The organism is Paludisphaera mucosa (assembly GCF_029589435.1).
GTDB lineage: Bacteria > Planctomycetota > Planctomycetia > Isosphaerales > Isosphaeraceae > Paludisphaera > Paludisphaera mucosa.
Genome location: NZ_JARRAG010000002.1, coordinates 1,349,391 through 1,365,472, shown reverse-complemented (window position 1 = coordinate 1,365,472; position 16,082 = coordinate 1,349,391). Strand labels below are relative to the sequence as shown.

Genomic DNA, 16,082 nt, shown 5'->3' with positions numbered 1-16,082 from the left:
ACCCGACCGGAGCCCGAGCCTCCGACCCCCGCGTCGCCGCGGACGTCGCAACGCATCCCCACGTTTCAGGATCTCCCCCGCATGGACGTCACTACGACCACGGCCCGCCCCAACGTCTCGGGAAGCCGCACCCCGCCGAAGGTCGAACGCACGGGCATCGTGCTGCGGCCCAACAACAGCCGCGTCGTGATCCGCCCCTTCCAGCCGGCCGACGACCATCGCGTCGAGCGGATCCTGGGGCGGATCTGCGCCCTGTCCGAGGCCCAGGTCGAAGCCCAGCTCGAAGAGGTCATGCGCGAGTTCCGCGACCGCCACCAGAAGATCCGCCAGTACTTCCTGGAGCGGTTCGAGAACGTCCGACGCCTCCTCCTGACCGACCAGCCCATCGGCGAGGGCCGGCGGCTGCTCATCGGCGCGTATTTCACGCAGGAGTACGCGCTCGAGTCGGCGGCCCTCTTCAACCCGTCGATGATCTGGGCCCCGGACCAGTCGGGCGTGCCCGACGGCTCGAAGCGGTTCATCATCAGCCTGCGGGCCACCGGCGAGGGCCACATCTCCTCGATCACCTTCCGCAGCGGCCTCGTCGACGCGGCCCACCGCATCCACATGGACGAGCCCACCCGGTTCGTCACGGCCCCCGACCTCGTCCCCAACACCCTGTACGACAAGTTCCTGTTCCTGCGCAAGCTCGTCGAGCTGCGGATCGACGGCCCGTTCGCCGAGCAGGTGATCGAGACCCTGGGCGACCGCTTCACGCTGGAGCAGCTCGAGGCGGCCATCGACCGCGCCCTGAACCTGAGCCGGCCGCGGCACCACGAGCTGGAGCCCCTGGCGCAGGGCATGCGGACGCTCGTCCGCGCCAACTACGAGGTCGCCTTCGACCCCGACCTCAACGTCTCCGAGCGGATCATCTTCCCGTCGTCGCCGACCGAGACCAACGGCATCGAGGACGCCCGCTTCGTCGAGTTCCGCGAGGACGACGGCTCGACCAGCTACTACGCCACCTACACCGCGTTCGACGGCAAGGTCGTCCTCCCCCAGATCCTCGAGACCAAGGACTTCCTCCGCTTCAAGGCCAGCACCCTCAACGGCCCGGAGGTCCGCAACAAGGGCCTGGCGATCTTCCCCCGCAAGGTCAACGGCCTCTACGCCACCCTCTCGCGGCAGGACAACGAGAACATCTTCCTGATGTACTCGGACATGCTCCACTTCTGGTACACCAAGGTCCCGATCGCCAAGCCGACCTACGCCTGGGAGTTCGTCCAGCTCGGCAACTGCGGCTCGCCCATCGAGACCGACGCCGGCTGGCTCGTCCTCACCCACGGCGTCGGCGCCATGCGCAAGTACGCCATGGGCGCCTTCCTGCTCGACAAGGACGACCCCTCGCGGCTCATCGGCCGCCTCGAAGAGCCCCTTTTGGAGCCCAACGCCAACGAGCGCGAGGGCTACGTCCCCAACGTCGTCTACTCCTGCGGCGCGCTCGTCCACGAGGGGGTTCTGATCATCCCCTACGCCATGTCCGACTACGCCAGCACCTTCGCCACCGTCCCCGTCGACGACGTCATCGCGGCGATGGTCTGAGCCCCGACGCGGTCGCCTCGGGACGGCGCTCATGCTATCCTTGGGATTAGAGAGGGGGACGATCCATGCAGACCGACCGCTTCAACGACCCCGTCGCCTTCCGGGACTTCCTGGACGCCAAGCTCGCCGGGGCCCCCCCGGATTTCACGCTGCACGACGCCCTCGCCCAATGGGAGTTGGAGAACCAGGCCGATCGAGGCGAGAGCCTGGCAGCGGTCCGACGCGGCTTCGAGAGCCTCGAAGCCGGGAAGACGGTGGACGCCTTCGAGTTCGTGGAGCGGATGCGACGCAAGATCCGTCCGCTCCCCCCGAGATGACCTACGACGTCCGCCTCACCGACGGCGCCGAGGCCGACGTGGAGCGCCGGCTGACCGAGTTCGCCGCATTCTCGACCAGGGCCGCCGAGCGGCTCAACGACAGCTTCGAGCAAGCCCTGATGAGGCTCCGCGACTTCCCCCCTGTCTTGCGGTCGGGCTTACGAAGCCGACGCCTTTCCCGAAGACCTGCGGCACATCCTGTTCTGGAGTCATCCCAAACGGAAGCACCGGGCGATCTTCGTGGTGCGGGGCGGCACGGTCGTCGTCCTCGCCGTCCGGGCGCCAAGGGAAGGCCCCGTCGAGCCGGAGGACGTCGAACCCTGAGCCAATCGAGGCCGTGCCGGCCGCGAACGTGAAAGGCCCTCTTCATGCCGACCGATCGTCTCAACGACCTGGCCGCCTTCCGCGCCTTCCTCGACGCCAAGCTCGCCGATCCCGGCAACGACCTCACGCTCGCGGAAGTCCTCACGCTCTGGAAGGCCGAGAACCAGACGGAACAGGAGGCCGAGGAGGCTCACCGCACCGTCCGCGACGCCCTCGCCGAGGTCCCGGCGAACCGGCCGGATCCGGGTCCGAAGCCCTGAATCGATCGAGATCACGTCGACTCGCCCGGGCTTCCGACCGGCGCTTCGAGCGGGTCGTCGATCCGCTTCCTCCCCTCGCGACGCTTCCACAGATAGGCCGCCAGGGGACCGGCGAGCGAGATCGAGGCCAGGGCCAGGAAGATCCGCGTGTGGAGGCGGATCGTCGCGCGGGGCCGCCAGTCGCCGTCGCCCTCCTGCGTCGCCGCGAGACCGTACATCGAGAGCATGAGGCCGATTCCCAGCGCGAACCACGTCCAGGCCATGCGGTCCGCGAGCGACTTCGGTGCCTCGACGGGTCGTCTCCAGATCCGCCAGGCGAGGGCGGGGAGGACGACCGACCCGAAGGGCAGAATCCAGCAGAACACGAGCGCCGTCACCGTGGCCGCGGCACGCCGCCCCACGGACGGACGCGCCCTCTTCTCTGAAGCGATCGGCCCCCAAATCCAGCAAGCCGCGATCGCCAGGCACGGCAGCCCCACCAGGCCGAAGATCCGCAGGAAGCCCCACATCATTTGGTCCGAACGGCTCCCATTCGCTTGACGGTCGAAGGGTTAGGTCAGAGGCTCCGGGGCGGGAAGCCCCGCGTCAGCGCGGCCAGGAGGGCCACGGCGAGGAGCAGGCCCACGACGACCGCCGCCCGGCCCAGGCGATCGCGGCGGCCGGCCCCGGCGTGAAGGCCGAAGCCGACGCCGACCAGGATCGGGGCCGCGACCGCGAAGGGGAGGAGGGCCGGGACGCCCCTTCCCCCGGCGCGGGCGTCGCCGGCGACCTGGGCGACCTCCATCGCCGCCAAGGCGGCGAGCAGCCATCCCACGACGAGGAGGACGGCCCCGACCGCCGGCGCAAAGTTCCCCGGCCGCCGGATCGCCGTCGAGGCGATGAAGCAGGCGACGGCCTCCGCCAGCAACGTCGGGATCCCGAGCAGCCCGCGGATCGCGGCCGGCGCGATCCACGAGCCGACGAGCATCAGGACGAGGCCCGTCCGGCTGCTCGCCGCCAGGGCGCGGGAAACGGCCGCGAATGGCCTGGCAGCATCGCCTTCGGAGCCGGACGACCACGGCTCGGACCGGTTCCGACGTCGCGTCCGACAGCCTGCGAGGACGCCGCCGAGCAGCCAGCCGGCCGTGTAGAGCGTCATGCCCGAGGGGATGGCGAAACGGCCTCCCTCCGCCGTCCCCGGCCCGACCGCGACCAGCCCGAAACCGCCGACCACCATGAGGATCGCCAGGCCCGGCAGCCACCTGCCCATGCTCGCCCTCCGGAGTTCCGCGCCGTTGGGATGGTCGCCGAGCTTCACACCTCCACCAGCGCCCCCAGCACGTCGTCGCGGCGGAACTCGACGACGGCCGAGGAGGAGTCGGCGGCGCCGTAGTAGACGAGATAGCCGTCGGAGGTCTCGACGAGGGCGGTGGGGAAGACGACGTCGGAGACGAAGCCCTTGCGCTCGAAGTCGGCGGTCGGCTCGAAGATCGAGTCGGGGGTGCGGCGGAGCACGCGCGAGGGGTCGTCGGCGTCGAGCAGGAGGACCCCGGTGGAATAGGCGCCGACCTCGCCGGGTTTCGTGGGGCGACGGTTGCCGTGGTAGATCTCCAGCCAGCCGTCGGCGACCCGAACGGGAGGCGTCCCCGCGCCGACGCGGCCGGTCTCCCACGAGCCGCCGCCGCCGTGGAGGGGGGCGTGGCGGCCCCAGTGGATCAGGTCGGGCGAGCGGGCGATCCACATCTCGGGGCGGTTGAACGGGGTCGCCGGGTTGGGTCGGTGGATCGCCGCGAATTCGCCGCCGATCCGCTCGGGGAAGAGCACGACGTCCTTGTTCTCCGAGCAGAAGATCACGCCGTGCCGCTCGAACGATCGGAAGTCGGACGTCGAGGCCAGCGACGTCGACGCCCCGTGCCGCGACACGGAGACGTACGTGAAATAGTAGCGGCCGTCGAGTTCCGTGATCCGGGGGTCCTCGACGCCGAACTCCTCCATCGGTCCCTCGGGGACGAACCGGACGTCGGTCGTCGCGGCGACGGATCGGCCGTCGCCCAGGCGGACGACTTGCAGGTGCGAGGTGAACGTCAGCCGGACCAGGCCGTCGGCCTTGCCCTCGACGACGCGGGGGTCGATCGGCCGCAGCTCGTCGTCGGCGACCCAGTCGACGGTCAGCCCGGCGTCGACGTCCCAGCGGGGCAGGGCGGTGTAGCCCGGACGCACCTCGCGCGGCCGCTCGGCCACCCGGACGAGCATCACGACCTCGTCCCCGAACCGGATCACCCCCGGGTTGAACGCGCCGACGACCTCGAAATCCTCGCGCGAGGGCTTCACGTCGGCGGGCGTGAGCAGGAGCTTCTCGAATCGCCGGGTCAGGATCATGGGTCGCTCCGTCGTGTAGCGAGGCGTGCTCGGTCCAGGTCCGTCCCTCAGCTTATCGACGCCGTAGCCCCGCGGCGACCTCCGCGATTCGCCGCCGGGCCGGCACGCCTCTTGCGTTAGGGAATCTCAGGACGATCCGCCGCCGGGCGGTACGACATTCCACGACGTACACGAGGACGACATGCACGACGAACATCCCAACAAGTCGGGCGCCTCCCTGGACGAAAGCACGGGCCCGACGGGCTCGCCCGCGGACATCCGCGAGCACATGGAGGTCTACGCCTCCTGCGGCACCAAGGTCGGCGTGGTCGATCACGTCGAGGGCGATTCCATCAAGCTGACCAAGCGCGACAGCGCCGACGGCCAGCACCATCGCATCCCGCTCTCGTGGGTCGCCAAGGTCCACGACCACATCCACCTGAACGTGGATCACAAGGAAGTCGAGAGCCAGTGGCAGCCGGCCTGACCGCCCGCCCGGGCCTCGCGACCATCCGGCCGGGGTTCGTCCCCGGCCTTGCTTTTTTCGGAGGATTTCCGATGCCGGACAAGCCCGTCCCCGACGCGATCCCGACCCCGAACGAGCCGGCCCCCGCGCCGCCTCCCACGCCCGACTTCCCCTTCATGCCCAAGCCCGAGGAGCCGCGGTCGCCGTTCCCGGCCCACCCCGACCCCTCGCCCGGCTCGCCCACGCCGATGAGCCCGCCCTCGTCCTCGCCTCCCGGCCCGATGGCCTGACGGCCCTCAGGCCGACGCCTGCGCCAGGCGGTCGGCCTCGCAGGCGAGCACCAGGGAGTCGCGGCCGTTGGAGTCGGCCACTTTCCGCACGTGCGAGCGATCCCGGATCCAGGCGAGTTGATCGGCCATCATCCTCCGCAGCAACTCGCCGTAGCGGTGCGACTTCACCACGCCCTCGCCCCAGGACAGCTCCAGCGTCTGGTAGACGTCGAGCATCTTGTGGCGGGCGGCGCAGGCGCGATCCTTGGGGGCGTAGCTGGCCGTGCAGTCGATCCGCGCCCCGGGGAAGAGCCCGGCGAGCGCCCGGGTCTGGGCCTCGTCGGCGACGGCGTGGATCTTGACGACGGTCGGGATCCAGCCGTAGAGCGTCACGTCGCCGCGTTCGAACACCAGCCGCAGCTCCTGGCGATCCATCCGGCCGGGCTGGTGGAAGCCATGGTAGAAGTTGATCAGCACGTCGTCCGCGTACCTCACGGCGCACTGGACCTGCTCCTCGATCGGCGGCGAAGAGCCCGGGCGGATCCCGCGCTGGGCGGAGACGACCTCGCCCGCGCCGAGCCAGCCGGCGAGCAAATCGAAGAAGTGGACGCCGTGCTCCACGAAGATGCCGCCGCTCTTGGCCCGGTCCCAAAACCAGTGCTCGGGGCCGAGGTTCTCGTCGGACGCGTAATTCTCGAAGAACCCGTGGATCGGCTCGCCGAGCACCCGGTCGGCGATCAGCGTGGCGACGGCGTCGTACACCGGGTTGTAGCGCTGCATGAGGTTCGCCGTCAGCAGCAGGTCGCCGCGTTTGGCCTCGGCGATCATCGCGTCGGCCTGCTCGACGGTCATGGCCAGCGGCTTTTCGCAGACGACGTGCTTGCCCGCTCGCAGCGCCTGCATCGCCTGGGGGAAGTGCAAAAACGGCGGCGTGGCGATGTAGACGAGATCCACGTCGTCGCGGGCCAGGAGGGAGTCGACGGACTCGACGTCGGGGATGCCGAACCGCTTCGCCGCGGCGATCGAGGCCTCGCGCGCCGTGCCGGCCATCGCCACCGGCCGCACGCCCGGCACCTGCACGTACTGCTGCAGCGCGTAGAGCCCGAAGCCCCCGCAGCCCACGACCCCGACCCGCAGATCGCCCTGGTCCGTCATCCGTCGCACCTCCTGATCGGCCTCGCCCTGGATAAGGGGCTCATTGTCGCCGCGACGGCCGGCCCGGTCAAATCGCACGAAACCCGCGGCGCATCCCGAGACAGGGTGGGCACCGGCGGGCCCGAGGCGGATAATAGGTTGAAGACGGGGGGCGGGACGTCCGAAAAGAGGGGGACCCCCGACGCCGACGTCGATCGTCACCACCCGGGAGACGCGCCATGCTCGAATCGCCAGCCGGGTCCGCCTCGGTCACGGCCCTGTTCGTCGGCCCGACGCCCAGCAAGCCCATGCAATCGGTGGGCGAGGTCGTCGCGGTGGCCGAACACGGGCTGGAAGGCGACCGCAAGTTCCGCCGCGAGGGCCGTCCCGCGCGGAAGGACGGTCCCGACCGCGAGGTCACCCTGATCGAGGCCGAGGCCGTCGAGGCCGTGAACCGCGACGGGATCGAGCTGGACGCGATCGAGTCGCGGCGGAACATCCTGACCCGGGGCGTGGCCCTCAACCCCCTGGTCGGCCGCGAGTTCCGGGTCGGCCCCGTGCTGCTGCGGGGGATCCGCCTGTGCGACCCCTGCGACCACCTGGAGAAACTGACCCGACCGGGCGTCTGCAAGGCCCTCGCCGACCGCGGCGGCCTGCGGGCGCAGGTCCTCGAAGGCGGCGTCATCCGCGTCGGCGACCCCGTCGCGGCGGCCGATCGACGCCCCGACGCGTGACGCGGAGAGCCGCGGGAAGCCCATGGTCAAGCCCCAAGAACAGAGCGAAGCGCCCCTCGTCGGCGTGGTGATGGGCAGCAAGTCCGACTGGGAGACGATGCGGCACGCCTCCGAGCTGCTGACGCAGCTGCAGATCCCGCACGAGACCCGCGTCGTCTCGGCCCACCGGACGCCCGAGCGGCTGTTCGCCTACGGCCGCGAGGCCGAGGGCCGGGGCCTGGAGATCATCATCGCCGGGGCCGGCGGCGCGGCGCACCTGCCGGGGATGCTGGCGGCGATCTCGATCCTGCCGGTGCTCGGCGTGCCCGTCGAGAGCCGGACGCTCAAGGGGGTCGATTCGCTCCTCTCGATCGTCCAGATGCCGCGCGGGGTCCCGGTCGGCACGCTGGCCATCGGCGCCTCCGGCGCGGCCAACGCGGCCTTGCTGGCGGCGGCGATCCTGGGCCGGAAACACCCGGCGGTCCGCGAGGCCCTCGCCGCCTTCCGCGCGGCGCAGACCGAGGCGGTGGGAGAGTCGCCCCAATGACGGCCGACGCGCCGGACGGCGTCTTGCATCCCCCGGCGTCGATCGCGGTCGTCGGCAGCGGCCAGCTCGGGCGGATGTTCATCCAGGCGGCCCAGCGGATGGGCTACGAGGCCGGCGTGCTCAGCGCGACGGCCGAGACCCCCGCCGCCCAGGTCGCCGACTGGACGGTCCTCGGCCCGCCCGACCATCTGCCGGCGCTGCGGGCGCTGGCCGACCGCGCGCTGGCCGTGACGGTCGAGTTCGAGAACGTCTCGGCCCCGGCCCTGCGCTGGCTGGCGCGGCGGCGGATCGTCCGGCCGGGCTGGCGAACGCTCTGGGTGAGCCAGAATCGGCTCCGCGAGAAGACGTTCCTCGCCCGCCACGGCATCCCCCACGCCCCCTGGCGGCCGGTCCGCACCGCCGACGAGCTGGCGACGGCCGTCCGCGAATTGAAGACGCCGCTGATCCTCAAGACGTCGGACTCGGGCTACGACGGCAAGGGGCAGGTGCTCGTCGAGCGCGACGGCGACGCCGAAAACGCCTGGAGCAGCCTGGGGCGGACCTCGTGCGTCGCCGAGGGCTGGGTCGAGTTCGCCGCCGAGGCCTCGGTGGTCGTCGCGCGCGGCCGCGACGGCCGGGCCGTGGCGTTCCCGGTCGGCCTGAACCACCACGAGCGGCACATCCTGGCGACCACGACGACCCCCGCGGCCGTCGGCCCGATCGTGACTCAGGAGGCCCACGACACGGCCCTGGCCGTGGCCCAGGCGCTCGGCGCCGTCGGCGTGCTTTGCGTTGAGTTCTTCCTGACGTCCGCCGGCCGGCTGCTCGTCAACGAGATCGCGCCCCGGCCCCACAACTCGGGCCACCTGACGATCGAGGCCGCGTACACGAGCCAGTTCGAGCAGCAGGTGCGGGCCCTCTGCGGCCTGCCCCTGGGCTCGTGCGACCTGACCTCGCCGGCCGCCATGGTGAACCTGCTGGGCGACCTTTGGGCCGGCGGCGAGCCGCGCTGGGACCAGGCCCTGGGCGACCCCGGCGTCAAGCTCCACCTCTACGGCAAGCGCACCGCCAAGCCCGGCCGCAAGATGGGCCACATCACCGTCCTGGATCCCGACCCGGCCCAGGCGCTCGCGCGGGCCCTGGCCGCCAGGAGGGCGCTGACGGAGCGGGGTTGATGGGCGAAGATCTGTAGGCGACGGCTCGAATCGATCATCCTTCTCCCGCCGGGAGAAGGTGCCGCGCAGCGGCGGATGAGGGTCGTCGGAGTTCGCGAGGAGCTTGGTTCGCGAGGGCGCCCCCGAAATCCCATGACCCTCATCCGGCCCTCCGGGCCACCTTCTCCGGGGGGGAGAAGGGCCCTTGAGTCGAACGCACTTCGACCCGCACCTGATTTGCGAGGCACCGCATGCGACTCGCCCAGCCCTTCTGGCTGATCCTGCTGGCCTTCGCGGCCCTGCCGCTGGTGCGCGAGCGGCTGCGGGGGCGGACGGCCTGGCCGAGCCTGGCCCCGTTCGGCGGCGGCGGGGCGGGGGCGTCGCCCTGGGTTTGGGTCGCGTGGCTGCCGGCGGCCTTGCAGGGGCTGGCGATCGCCGCGACGGCCGTGGCGTTGGCGAGGCCGCAGGCGATCGGCGGCGTGGTGCGGATCGCGTCGCAAGGCGTGGCGATCATGGTCGCGATGGATCAATCCTCGAGCATGAGCACGGTCGACTTCCCGGCCGACCTCGACTCGCGGCGGATCAGCCGGCTGGAGGCCGCTCGCGAGACCTTCGCGCGGTTCGTGGCGGGTCGCCGCGACGACCTGATCGGGCTGACGGCGTTCGCGAACTACCCCGACCTCGCCTGCCCGCCGACCCTCGACCACCGCTTCCTGCTGGAGGCCGCCGCGGCCGTGCGGCCGGCCCGGCCGGGGGACGACGGCACGAACATCGGCGACGCGCTGGCCTGGTCGCTCGAAGCCCTCCGCCGCGCGGCGCCGGCGAAGAAGGTGCTCATCCTCCTGACCGACGGCAACGACGCGCCCGCCGTCCCGAACCCTTTGAATCCCGACCGCGCCGCCGCGCTGGCCCGCGACCTCGGCGTGACGCTGCATACGATCGCCGTAGGCCGCGAGGGGGGCGTCGTCCACGGCCTCGACAAGGCGGGCCGCCCGGTACTCGCCGAGCGCGAGGGCCCGAACGTCGAGCTGCTCGAACGGCTCGCGGCGACGACCGGCGGCCGGTCGTTCCGCGCCAACGACGCCGACGCCCTGGACGCCGTCTTCCGCACGATCGATTCGCTGGAAAAGAGCCGGATCCGCGACGAGGTCCGCACCCGGTACGACGAGCGGTTCGCGCCCTGGGCCGCCGCCGCGGTGGGCCTCCTGACCCTCGACCGCCTCCTGACCTGCGGCCGACTGCGACGCCTCCCCTGACGCGACGAGGCCGACCCGATGGACTTCGAGAACCCGCAACGCCTCTGGCTCCTGCTCGGCCTGCCGCCGCTCATCCTCTGGGCCTGGCGGGCCGCCCGGCTGCGCGCCCGGGGATGGAAGGTCCTCGGCCAGTGGGGGGCCCCGCCGCGGGACCGGTCGGTCGGGATCCTGATCGCCCTGACCTTCGCCGTGCTGGCGCTGGCGCGGCCGAGGATCGGCTTCGCGCCCGACGAGCCGATCGGCCCGGGCCAGGACGTGATCCTGGCGTTCGACGTCAGCCGCAGCATGGCCGCCGAGGACGCCACGCCCAACCGCCTGGGCCTGGCCGTCGAGACCGCGCGGAGCCTGGTCGACGTCCTGGCGCGCGAGCCCGCCGACCGCGCGGGGGTCGTCGCCTTCGCCGGCCGCGGCGTCCTGCGCTGCCCGCTCACCCAGAACATGGGGGCGGTCGTCGATGCGATGGACCGCCTCCGCCCCGGCGACGTCAAGCCCGGCGGGACCGACCTGGCCGCGGCGCTCGACGCGGCGGTCGAGGCCTTCGACCCGACCGAGTCCGAAGAGGGCCGGACCGTCGTCGTCTTCACCGACGGCGAGGACCACGAGGGCCGCTGGGAGGAGGCCCTGGAGCGGGCGATCGCGCGCGGGGTGGTCGTCCACGCGATCGCCCTGGGAGACGCGGAGGACGGCAACCCGGTCCCCTCGGGGACGCCCGATCAGCCCCTGACCTACCGGGGCGAGCCGGTGGTCTCGAGGCGGAACGACGCCGCGCTCGACGCCATCGCCGAGCGGAGCGGGGGGGCCGTGCTCAAGCTCGGGCTGGCGACGGCCGACCTGGGGCTGCTGTACCGCGAGCGGATCGCGCCGGTGGCCCTCGCCCGCCGCCGCGCGTCGAAGGCCGCGGATCGACCCGAGCGGTTCCCGCTCTTCCTGGCCGCGTCGCTCGGCTTCCTGATCGCCGCCTGCCGCCCGGGCGACCGCGTGCGCCGGCCGCGACGATTCCCACGAAACGCCGCGAGGTCCGTCATACTCGGGCTCGCCTTGACCCAGGTCGGAGCCGATCCCGCGCCCGAGACGGCAGCCGCGGCCGTCGCGCGGGGCCGCACCGCCTACGACGCCGGCCGGTTCGCCGAGGCGCTTGCGGCGTTCGAGGCCGCCGCCGCGAGGGCTCCCGACCGGGCCGTCCCCGCCTACGACGTCGCCGCGACGCTCTACCAGATGGATCGTCACGCCGAGGCGGTCGCGCGCTATCAGGAAGCCCGCGTTCGCGCCGACGCCGCGCTCCGGACCAAGATCGACTACGCCCTGGGCAACGCCGCGATCGGCCTCGGCGACCTGCCCAACGCGGTCCGGCACTACGATGCGTGCCTGGCGTCGACCGCCCCGGGCGAGGCCCTCGACGCCGTGCGGAGCGACGCCGCGATCAATCGCCGCTTCGCCCTCGAACAGCTCCAGGAGGCGATCTCCCGCCAGGACGAGCCGGCCCCCGACGACCCATCCGACCGCAAGGACACGCCCGACGGGACGCCCCGAGGCGGCGAGGCCAAACCGGACGACGGCCCCGGCGACGACCCCGAGGGCCGCTCCGGCGACGCCGACCCGTCCGGCGGCCGCGAGACCGACCGCCCCAGCCCCCGCAAGCGCGGCGGGGCCGGCGGCGACGACCCCAGCCCGCCCGGCGGATCCCCCGACGCCCGCCTCGACGACGCCCTCGAACAGATCCGCGACGCTCGCCGCCGACGCCTCCCCGACGAACCCCCGCCCGACGCCCCCCGCGCCGAGGGCAAGGACTGGTGAGGCGATGACGGAACGATCCATGGATATCTCGATCCCTTCTCCCCTGGTGGGGGAAGGTGGCCCGGAGGGCCGGTTGAGGGGGACCATGATCGTCCCATCGCCGCCGCCCCAGCGACCCGCCGCATCCTCGGACCGCGAGGCCGCCAGAGCCCGCGATGCGAACAGCCCGGCGTCGGATGACGAGCCCCTCATCCGGCCCTCCGGGCCACCTTCTCCCACGGAGGGGAGAAAGAGGTTTCGCCACGCCCGCTCGGGCGTCTTCGACGGAGCACCATCCGGGAAGAAGATGATCCGGATCGCGATTACGCTTTTCCTGTTTTCGAAGATCGCGCAGGCCGAGGACCTGACGGTCCGGATGCGGACGCGGGGGGTGCGGGTGCTGGTGGGGCAGGGGGTGGACGTGTTCGTGGACGTCCCGGCGCGGGATCGGCGGCCGAAGCTGGAGTTGCCGACGCTCAGGGACGCGCGGATGTGGCCCGTGGAGGAGTCGTTCCGGCCGATGGGGATGAGCGCGATCGGGGAGACCGTCGCCAGCGACAACGTCTTCTCGACGCGGCTCCGCCTGGTCGCGACCGCGCCCGGCCGGCTCGACGTGCCGCCGGTCGCGGCGCGGCTCGATGAGCGGTCGGGCCGGTCGGCGCCGCTGCGGCTCACGGCCGAGAATCCGCCCGTCGCGGGCCGGCCGCCGGGATTCCTCGGCGGCGTCGGCGACTTCGACGCCTGGGCCGAGGTCGAGCCCGCCCAGGCGCGCGTCGGGCAGGAGGTGACGTACCGGATCCGGATCGAAGGCCCCGGCGCGTGGGGCATGACGACCCGGCCGGGCCTCGATCGGCTCCGCGCGCTGGCGGTCGAGCCCCGGGTCGAGGATCGGCCCGACGAGACGACCGACGAGCCCCCCGAGCGGGCCTTCGTCTACCGGGTCCGGCCCATGAAGCCGGGCGAGGTCGTGCTGCCGCCGGTCTCGATCGCGGCGTTCGACCCCCGGATCGGCCGCTACATCACCCGGGCGACCAACGGCGTGCCGCTCAAGGTCGTCGCCGTCCCCGCGTTCGACGCCGGCGGGCTCGATTACCACCCGCCCTCGCCCGGGATTTCGCCCTGGAGGCTGGCCGCGGTCGTGGGGCTCATCGTCGGGGTCCTCGCCGTGCTGGGGCTCGTCGCCTTCCGACGCCGAGTTGCGAAGTGGCTGCGTCGTCGGCTCGTCGGCGGACGCGGCGCGCGGCGATACGCGGGCGAGGCCGCGCGGCGGTTTCATAAGAGCGACGGCTCGGGCGACGACCCGGCGCAGGCGGCGATCGACGCGCTGATCGAGTACGCCCGACTGGGGGTCGGACGCCCGCCGGGCGCGTTGACGCCCGAGGAGGCCGGCGCGGCGGTGGCGGGGGCGAGCGGCTCGGACGAGCTGGGTCGCCGCGCGGCGGGCCTCGCCGCGCGATGCGATCGGGTCCTGTTCGCCGCCCGGGGGCCGGACGGCGGTCGGGACGAGTCGGACCGCCTGAGGAGAGACGCCCAGGAGCTGTTCGAAGCCCTCGGGCGCGGCGGCGGTCGGGGTCGGGGGTGGCGGGTCAGCGGGAGGCGAACGAACGCTTGGTGACGGTGTTGAACAGCTCGCGGGCCTTGGGGGCGGTGGCGGACTGCCGGACGACCTCGAAGCCCTCGACGTGGTGGACCGGGATGACCTTGTTGATCAGGGTCTCGATCTCGGTCAGGGGCTCGCCCTGATCGGGGCCGACGAACAGGTAGGCGATCCCGTCCTTGCCCATGCGGCCGGTGCGGCCGATGCGGTGGACGTAATTTTCGGGGTCGTCGGGGATGTCGTAGTTGACGACGTGGCTGATGCCGGCGACGTCGATGCCGCGGCCGACGACGTCGGTCGCCACCAGGATCGGGATCGACCCGGCGCGGAAACCGGCCATGACGCGGTCGCGGGCCGTCTGGGCGAGGTCGCCGTGGATGGCCGCGACGCCCGGGACCGTCCGCCGCAGCCGCTCGGCCAGCCGGTCGGCGCCCCGCTTGGTGCGGGTGAAGACGATGCACTGCCGGGGCTTGTCGCGCCGCAGCAGGTGCACGAGCAGCTCCATCTTGCGGTCGTGGTTGACCGAGATGTAGAACTGCTGGATCGTCTCGACCGAGGGCTCGTCCGTCGACAGGTTCAGCTCGACGGGCTCGTGCATGTAGCGGTGGCTGAGCGTGCGGATCTCGGGGCTGATGGTCGCCGAGAGCAGCATCGTCTGGTGGGGCGTGGGGACCTTCCGCAGGATGCGTTCGATGTCGGGCCGGAACCCGATGTCGAGCATGCGGTCGGCCTCGTCGAGGACGACGTGGAAGATGTCCCCGAGGTACAGCGTGTGGCGCTCGATGTGGTCGAGGACGCGGCCGGGCGTGCCGACGGCGATGTCGATCCCCTGGCTGAGCGCGCGGATCTGGCGGTCGATGGGCTCGCCGCCGTAGAGCCCGCAGATCGCGACGTCGGCGCGGTTCTGCGCCAGCTTCTTGATCTCGACGACGATCTGCTGGGTGAGCTCGCGGGTCGGAGCCAAGATGATGGCCTGCGGCCCCCGTCCCCGGGCTTCGAGCATCTCGATGAGGGGGATGCCGAAGGCGGCGGTCTTGCCGGTGCCGGTCTTGGCCTGTCCCAGGACGTCGAGGCCGTCGAGGGCCTTGGGGATGAACTCGGCCTGGATCGGCGAGGGGGTGTGATACCTGGCGAGGGCCAGGGCTTTGAGCATGCTCGGGCTCAAGGCCATCGAGCGGAAGCCCGAGGCGGGATCCTCCTGAACTGGGCGAATCAAAAAATCCTCCGAAAAACTCTGCGATTGCGATTTGGGATGAAGTGTGAGGGCCGCCTGCGGCTTGTCTCGCCGCGGCCCGCGTTCCGTTTCGATTCAATTCTCCATGGTGGAATCTAGCAGATCGCGACGTCCTCGTCAAAGGCAAGACGAAACTCGCCCTCCGACGGTTCGCCCGGGGCCGCCGGTCCGAGGGAAATCGTCGCCGGGCGCTTGCCCTGGGCGCGGCCGGCGATGGACAATCGGGGGCGGGGCTCCGAGGCGCGTGCGTCGCCCCGAGGCCCGCCCCCGACCACGACATGCGAAAGGAGACCCGACGTGCCCGAGCCCACGCCCCAGTCCCCCGACCTCCAGCAGAAGTACCGTCAGTTCCTCGACTTGCTGCCCCTGACCATCGCCCTGGCCGGGCTCCACACCAGCGAGGGCCGGCCCTTCACCGAGGACCAGATCGACGGCCGCGGCCTGACCATCAAGATCGCCTACCGCGTCGCCCGCAACGTCGCGAAGGAATGCCTGGGCGGATCGTAAGACCGATGCCGGTCGCATCCGACGGGGGTCGGGATTCTCCACCCCGACCCTGTTCGAGCGGCGCGGGGGATCCGATAAGAAGCCTGACGAACCTGGCCGATGCCGGTCGAGGGAAACGCCCCCCGTTCGCCATCCCTCCACCGTCGGCGACCCCACGCGAAAGGCCCCCTCCGCGATGATCACGATTCAGCCCGAGACAGCCCGCCCTCGTCGCCTCCGCGCCGCCATCATCGGATTCGGGCTCGACGGCGGCGACGACCTGCAGCGCCTCACGCGGAGCGCCCAGTGCCTGGTCGTCGGCGGTTCCGAGGAGACCCACGACGCGATGCGCGAGGCCGTGATCCGGATCGAACTCGAACTCGAGGCGATGCAGCGCGAGCTCGGGGACCTCGACGCCGACGACCTCGCCGAGCTGGCCTTCCGGGTCGACCTCCCGGAACTGGCCCAGATCGCCGAGCGGCTCGACGCCGGCCTGGAACGGCAGGGGCGCTCCTTCGGCGAGCTTTCGGCCGAGGAGCTGACGGCCCTGCTCGACCTGGAAGACCTCGGCGCCGCCGTGGGCTCCTGAGCCGAGCCGACCGACCCCCGATCGCCCGCCCGCAACCGTCGGCGGCGCCTCGGCCCTCTGGGGACC

At 72.0% G+C, this 16,082-nt stretch carries 18 protein-coding genes; 13 read left to right on the top strand and 5 right to left on the bottom strand.

Annotated features, from left to right (window positions below; all coding sequences use genetic code 11):
• The first annotated feature begins 81 nt into the window (after positions 1–81).
• The 3 genes from PZE19_RS15025 (at position 82) to PZE19_RS15015 (ending at position 2,482) form a co-directional block, all read left to right on the top strand.
• Complete coding sequence (locus PZE19_RS15025; protein ID WP_277861448.1) at positions 82–1,581, top strand: glycoside hydrolase family 130 protein; 1,500 nt, start codon at positions 82–84, stop codon at positions 1,579–1,581.
• 65 nt (positions 1,582–1,646) lie between these two features.
• Positions 1,647–1,898: a hypothetical protein gene (locus PZE19_RS15020; protein WP_277861447.1), complete on the top strand. Its 252-nt coding sequence runs from the start codon at positions 1,647–1,649 to the stop codon at positions 1,896–1,898.
• Positions 1,899–2,266: 368 nt separating this feature from the next.
• A complete protein-coding gene (locus PZE19_RS15015; protein WP_277861446.1) occupies positions 2,267–2,482 on the top strand; it encodes a hypothetical protein in 216 nt (71 codons plus the stop codon).
• 11 nt (positions 2,483–2,493) lie between these two features.
• On the opposite strand, the gene PZE19_RS15010 is transcribed toward PZE19_RS15015, so the two are convergent.
• Genes PZE19_RS15010 through PZE19_RS15000 form a run of 3 tightly spaced genes read right to left on the bottom strand, consistent with a single transcriptional unit; the run spans position 2,494 to position 4,840 of the window.
• Complete coding sequence (locus PZE19_RS15010) at positions 2,494–2,994, bottom strand: hypothetical protein (protein WP_277861445.1); 501 nt, start codon at positions 2,992–2,994, stop codon at positions 2,494–2,496.
• Positions 2,995–3,038: 44 nt separating this feature from the next.
• Complete coding sequence (locus PZE19_RS15005) at positions 3,039–3,731, bottom strand: hypothetical protein (protein WP_277861444.1); 693 nt, start codon at positions 3,729–3,731, stop codon at positions 3,039–3,041.
• 44 nt (positions 3,732–3,775) lie between these two features.
• On the bottom strand, positions 3,776–4,840 hold the full coding sequence (locus PZE19_RS15000; protein ID WP_277861443.1) for a glycoside hydrolase family 130 protein: 1,065 nt from the start codon (positions 4,838–4,840) through the stop codon (positions 3,776–3,778).
• Between the two features lie 181 nt (positions 4,841–5,021).
• Here PZE19_RS15000 and PZE19_RS14995 point away from each other — a divergent pair, with 181 nt between their 5' ends.
• Positions 5,022–5,306, top strand: a complete 285-nt coding sequence (locus PZE19_RS14995) for a DUF2171 domain-containing protein (RefSeq protein WP_277861442.1) — start codon at positions 5,022–5,024, stop codon at positions 5,304–5,306.
• Between the two features lie 71 nt (positions 5,307–5,377).
• A complete protein-coding gene (locus PZE19_RS14990) occupies positions 5,378–5,575 on the top strand; it encodes a hypothetical protein (RefSeq protein WP_277861441.1) in 198 nt (65 codons plus the stop codon).
• A gap of 6 nt (positions 5,576–5,581) precedes the next feature.
• Here PZE19_RS14990 and PZE19_RS14985 read toward each other — a convergent pair whose 3' ends face one another.
• Complete coding sequence (locus tag PZE19_RS14985) at positions 5,582–6,709, bottom strand: Gfo/Idh/MocA family protein (RefSeq protein ID WP_277861440.1); 1,128 nt, start codon at positions 6,707–6,709, stop codon at positions 5,582–5,584.
• A gap of 218 nt (positions 6,710–6,927) precedes the next feature.
• Between PZE19_RS14985 and PZE19_RS14980 the strand changes: the two genes are divergently transcribed.
• The 6 genes from PZE19_RS14980 (at position 6,928) to PZE19_RS14955 (ending at position 13,725) form a co-directional block, all read left to right on the top strand.
• On the top strand, positions 6,928–7,422 hold the full coding sequence (locus PZE19_RS14980; RefSeq protein WP_277861439.1) for an MOSC domain-containing protein: 495 nt from the start codon (positions 6,928–6,930) through the stop codon (positions 7,420–7,422).
• Positions 7,423–7,444: 22 nt separating this feature from the next.
• Entirely contained in the window at positions 7,445–7,948 is a 504-nt protein-coding gene (gene purE / locus PZE19_RS14975) for a 5-(carboxyamino)imidazole ribonucleotide mutase (RefSeq protein WP_277861438.1), read from the top strand.
• Positions 7,945–9,102, top strand: a complete 1,158-nt coding sequence (locus PZE19_RS14970) for a 5-(carboxyamino)imidazole ribonucleotide synthase (protein ID WP_277861437.1) — start codon at positions 7,945–7,947, stop codon at positions 9,100–9,102. The genes purE and PZE19_RS14970 overlap by 4 nt, the downstream gene beginning before the upstream one ends.
• A 230-nt stretch (positions 9,103–9,332) precedes the next feature.
• Complete coding sequence (locus PZE19_RS14965; RefSeq protein ID WP_277861436.1) at positions 9,333–10,337, top strand: VWA domain-containing protein; 1,005 nt, start codon at positions 9,333–9,335, stop codon at positions 10,335–10,337.
• An 18-nt stretch (positions 10,338–10,355) separates the two neighbouring features.
• Complete coding sequence (locus tag PZE19_RS14960) at positions 10,356–12,131, top strand: VWA domain-containing protein (RefSeq protein WP_277861435.1); 1,776 nt, start codon at positions 10,356–10,358, stop codon at positions 12,129–12,131.
• Between the two features lie 286 nt (positions 12,132–12,417).
• Entirely contained in the window at positions 12,418–13,725 is a 1,308-nt protein-coding gene (locus PZE19_RS14955; protein WP_277861434.1) for a hypothetical protein, read from the top strand.
• On the opposite strand, the gene PZE19_RS14950 is transcribed toward PZE19_RS14955, so the two are convergent.
• Positions 13,697–14,923, bottom strand: coding sequence for a DEAD/DEAH box helicase (locus PZE19_RS14950; protein ID WP_277861433.1), 1,227 nt, complete (start codon positions 14,921–14,923; stop codon positions 13,697–13,699). The genes PZE19_RS14955 and PZE19_RS14950 overlap by 29 nt on opposite strands.
• Before the next feature lie 315 nt (positions 14,924–15,238).
• Here PZE19_RS14950 and PZE19_RS14945 point away from each other — a divergent pair, with 315 nt between their 5' ends.
• Both PZE19_RS14945 and PZE19_RS14940 read left to right on the top strand, forming a co-directional pair.
• Entirely contained in the window at positions 15,239–15,448 is a 210-nt protein-coding gene (locus PZE19_RS14945; RefSeq protein WP_277861432.1) for a hypothetical protein, read from the top strand.
• A gap of 175 nt (positions 15,449–15,623) precedes the next feature.
• Positions 15,624–16,016 carry a hypothetical protein gene (locus PZE19_RS14940; RefSeq protein ID WP_277861431.1) on the top strand — a complete coding sequence of 131 codons (393 nt, stop codon included), beginning with the start codon at positions 15,624–15,626 and terminating at the stop codon, positions 16,014–16,016.
• The last annotated feature ends 66 nt before the right edge of the window (positions 16,017–16,082 follow it).

Coding starts and splice junctions, on each gene's coding strand:
- purE (WP_277861438.1), top strand. CDS start 7,445: ATGGTCAAGCCCCAAGAACAGAGCGAAGCGCCCCTCGTCGGCGTGGTG.
- PZE19_RS15020 (WP_277861447.1), top strand. CDS start 1,647: ATGCAGACCGACCGCTTCAACGACCCCGTCGCCTTCCGGGACTTCCTG.
- PZE19_RS14940 (WP_277861431.1), top strand. CDS start 15,624: ATGATCACGATTCAGCCCGAGACAGCCCGCCCTCGTCGCCTCCGCGCC.
- PZE19_RS14970 (WP_277861437.1), top strand. CDS start 7,945: ATGACGGCCGACGCGCCGGACGGCGTCTTGCATCCCCCGGCGTCGATC.
- PZE19_RS15005 (WP_277861444.1), bottom strand. CDS start 3,731: ATGGGCAGGTGGCTGCCGGGCCTGGCGATCCTCATGGTGGTCGGCGGT.
- PZE19_RS14960 (WP_277861435.1), top strand. CDS start 10,356: ATGGACTTCGAGAACCCGCAACGCCTCTGGCTCCTGCTCGGCCTGCCG.
- PZE19_RS14980 (WP_277861439.1), top strand. CDS start 6,928: ATGCTCGAATCGCCAGCCGGGTCCGCCTCGGTCACGGCCCTGTTCGTC.
- PZE19_RS15000 (WP_277861443.1), bottom strand. CDS start 4,840: ATGATCCTGACCCGGCGATTCGAGAAGCTCCTGCTCACGCCCGCCGAC.
- PZE19_RS15025 (WP_277861448.1), top strand. CDS start 82: ATGGACGTCACTACGACCACGGCCCGCCCCAACGTCTCGGGAAGCCGC.
- PZE19_RS14965 (WP_277861436.1), top strand. CDS start 9,333: ATGCGACTCGCCCAGCCCTTCTGGCTGATCCTGCTGGCCTTCGCGGCC.
- PZE19_RS14995 (WP_277861442.1), top strand. CDS start 5,022: ATGCACGACGAACATCCCAACAAGTCGGGCGCCTCCCTGGACGAAAGC.
- PZE19_RS14990 (WP_277861441.1), top strand. CDS start 5,378: ATGCCGGACAAGCCCGTCCCCGACGCGATCCCGACCCCGAACGAGCCG.
- PZE19_RS14955 (WP_277861434.1), top strand. CDS start 12,418: ATGATCCGGATCGCGATTACGCTTTTCCTGTTTTCGAAGATCGCGCAG.
- PZE19_RS14985 (WP_277861440.1), bottom strand. CDS start 6,709: ATGACGGACCAGGGCGATCTGCGGGTCGGGGTCGTGGGCTGCGGGGGC.
- PZE19_RS15010 (WP_277861445.1), bottom strand. CDS start 2,994: ATGATGTGGGGCTTCCTGCGGATCTTCGGCCTGGTGGGGCTGCCGTGC.
- PZE19_RS15015 (WP_277861446.1), top strand. CDS start 2,267: ATGCCGACCGATCGTCTCAACGACCTGGCCGCCTTCCGCGCCTTCCTC.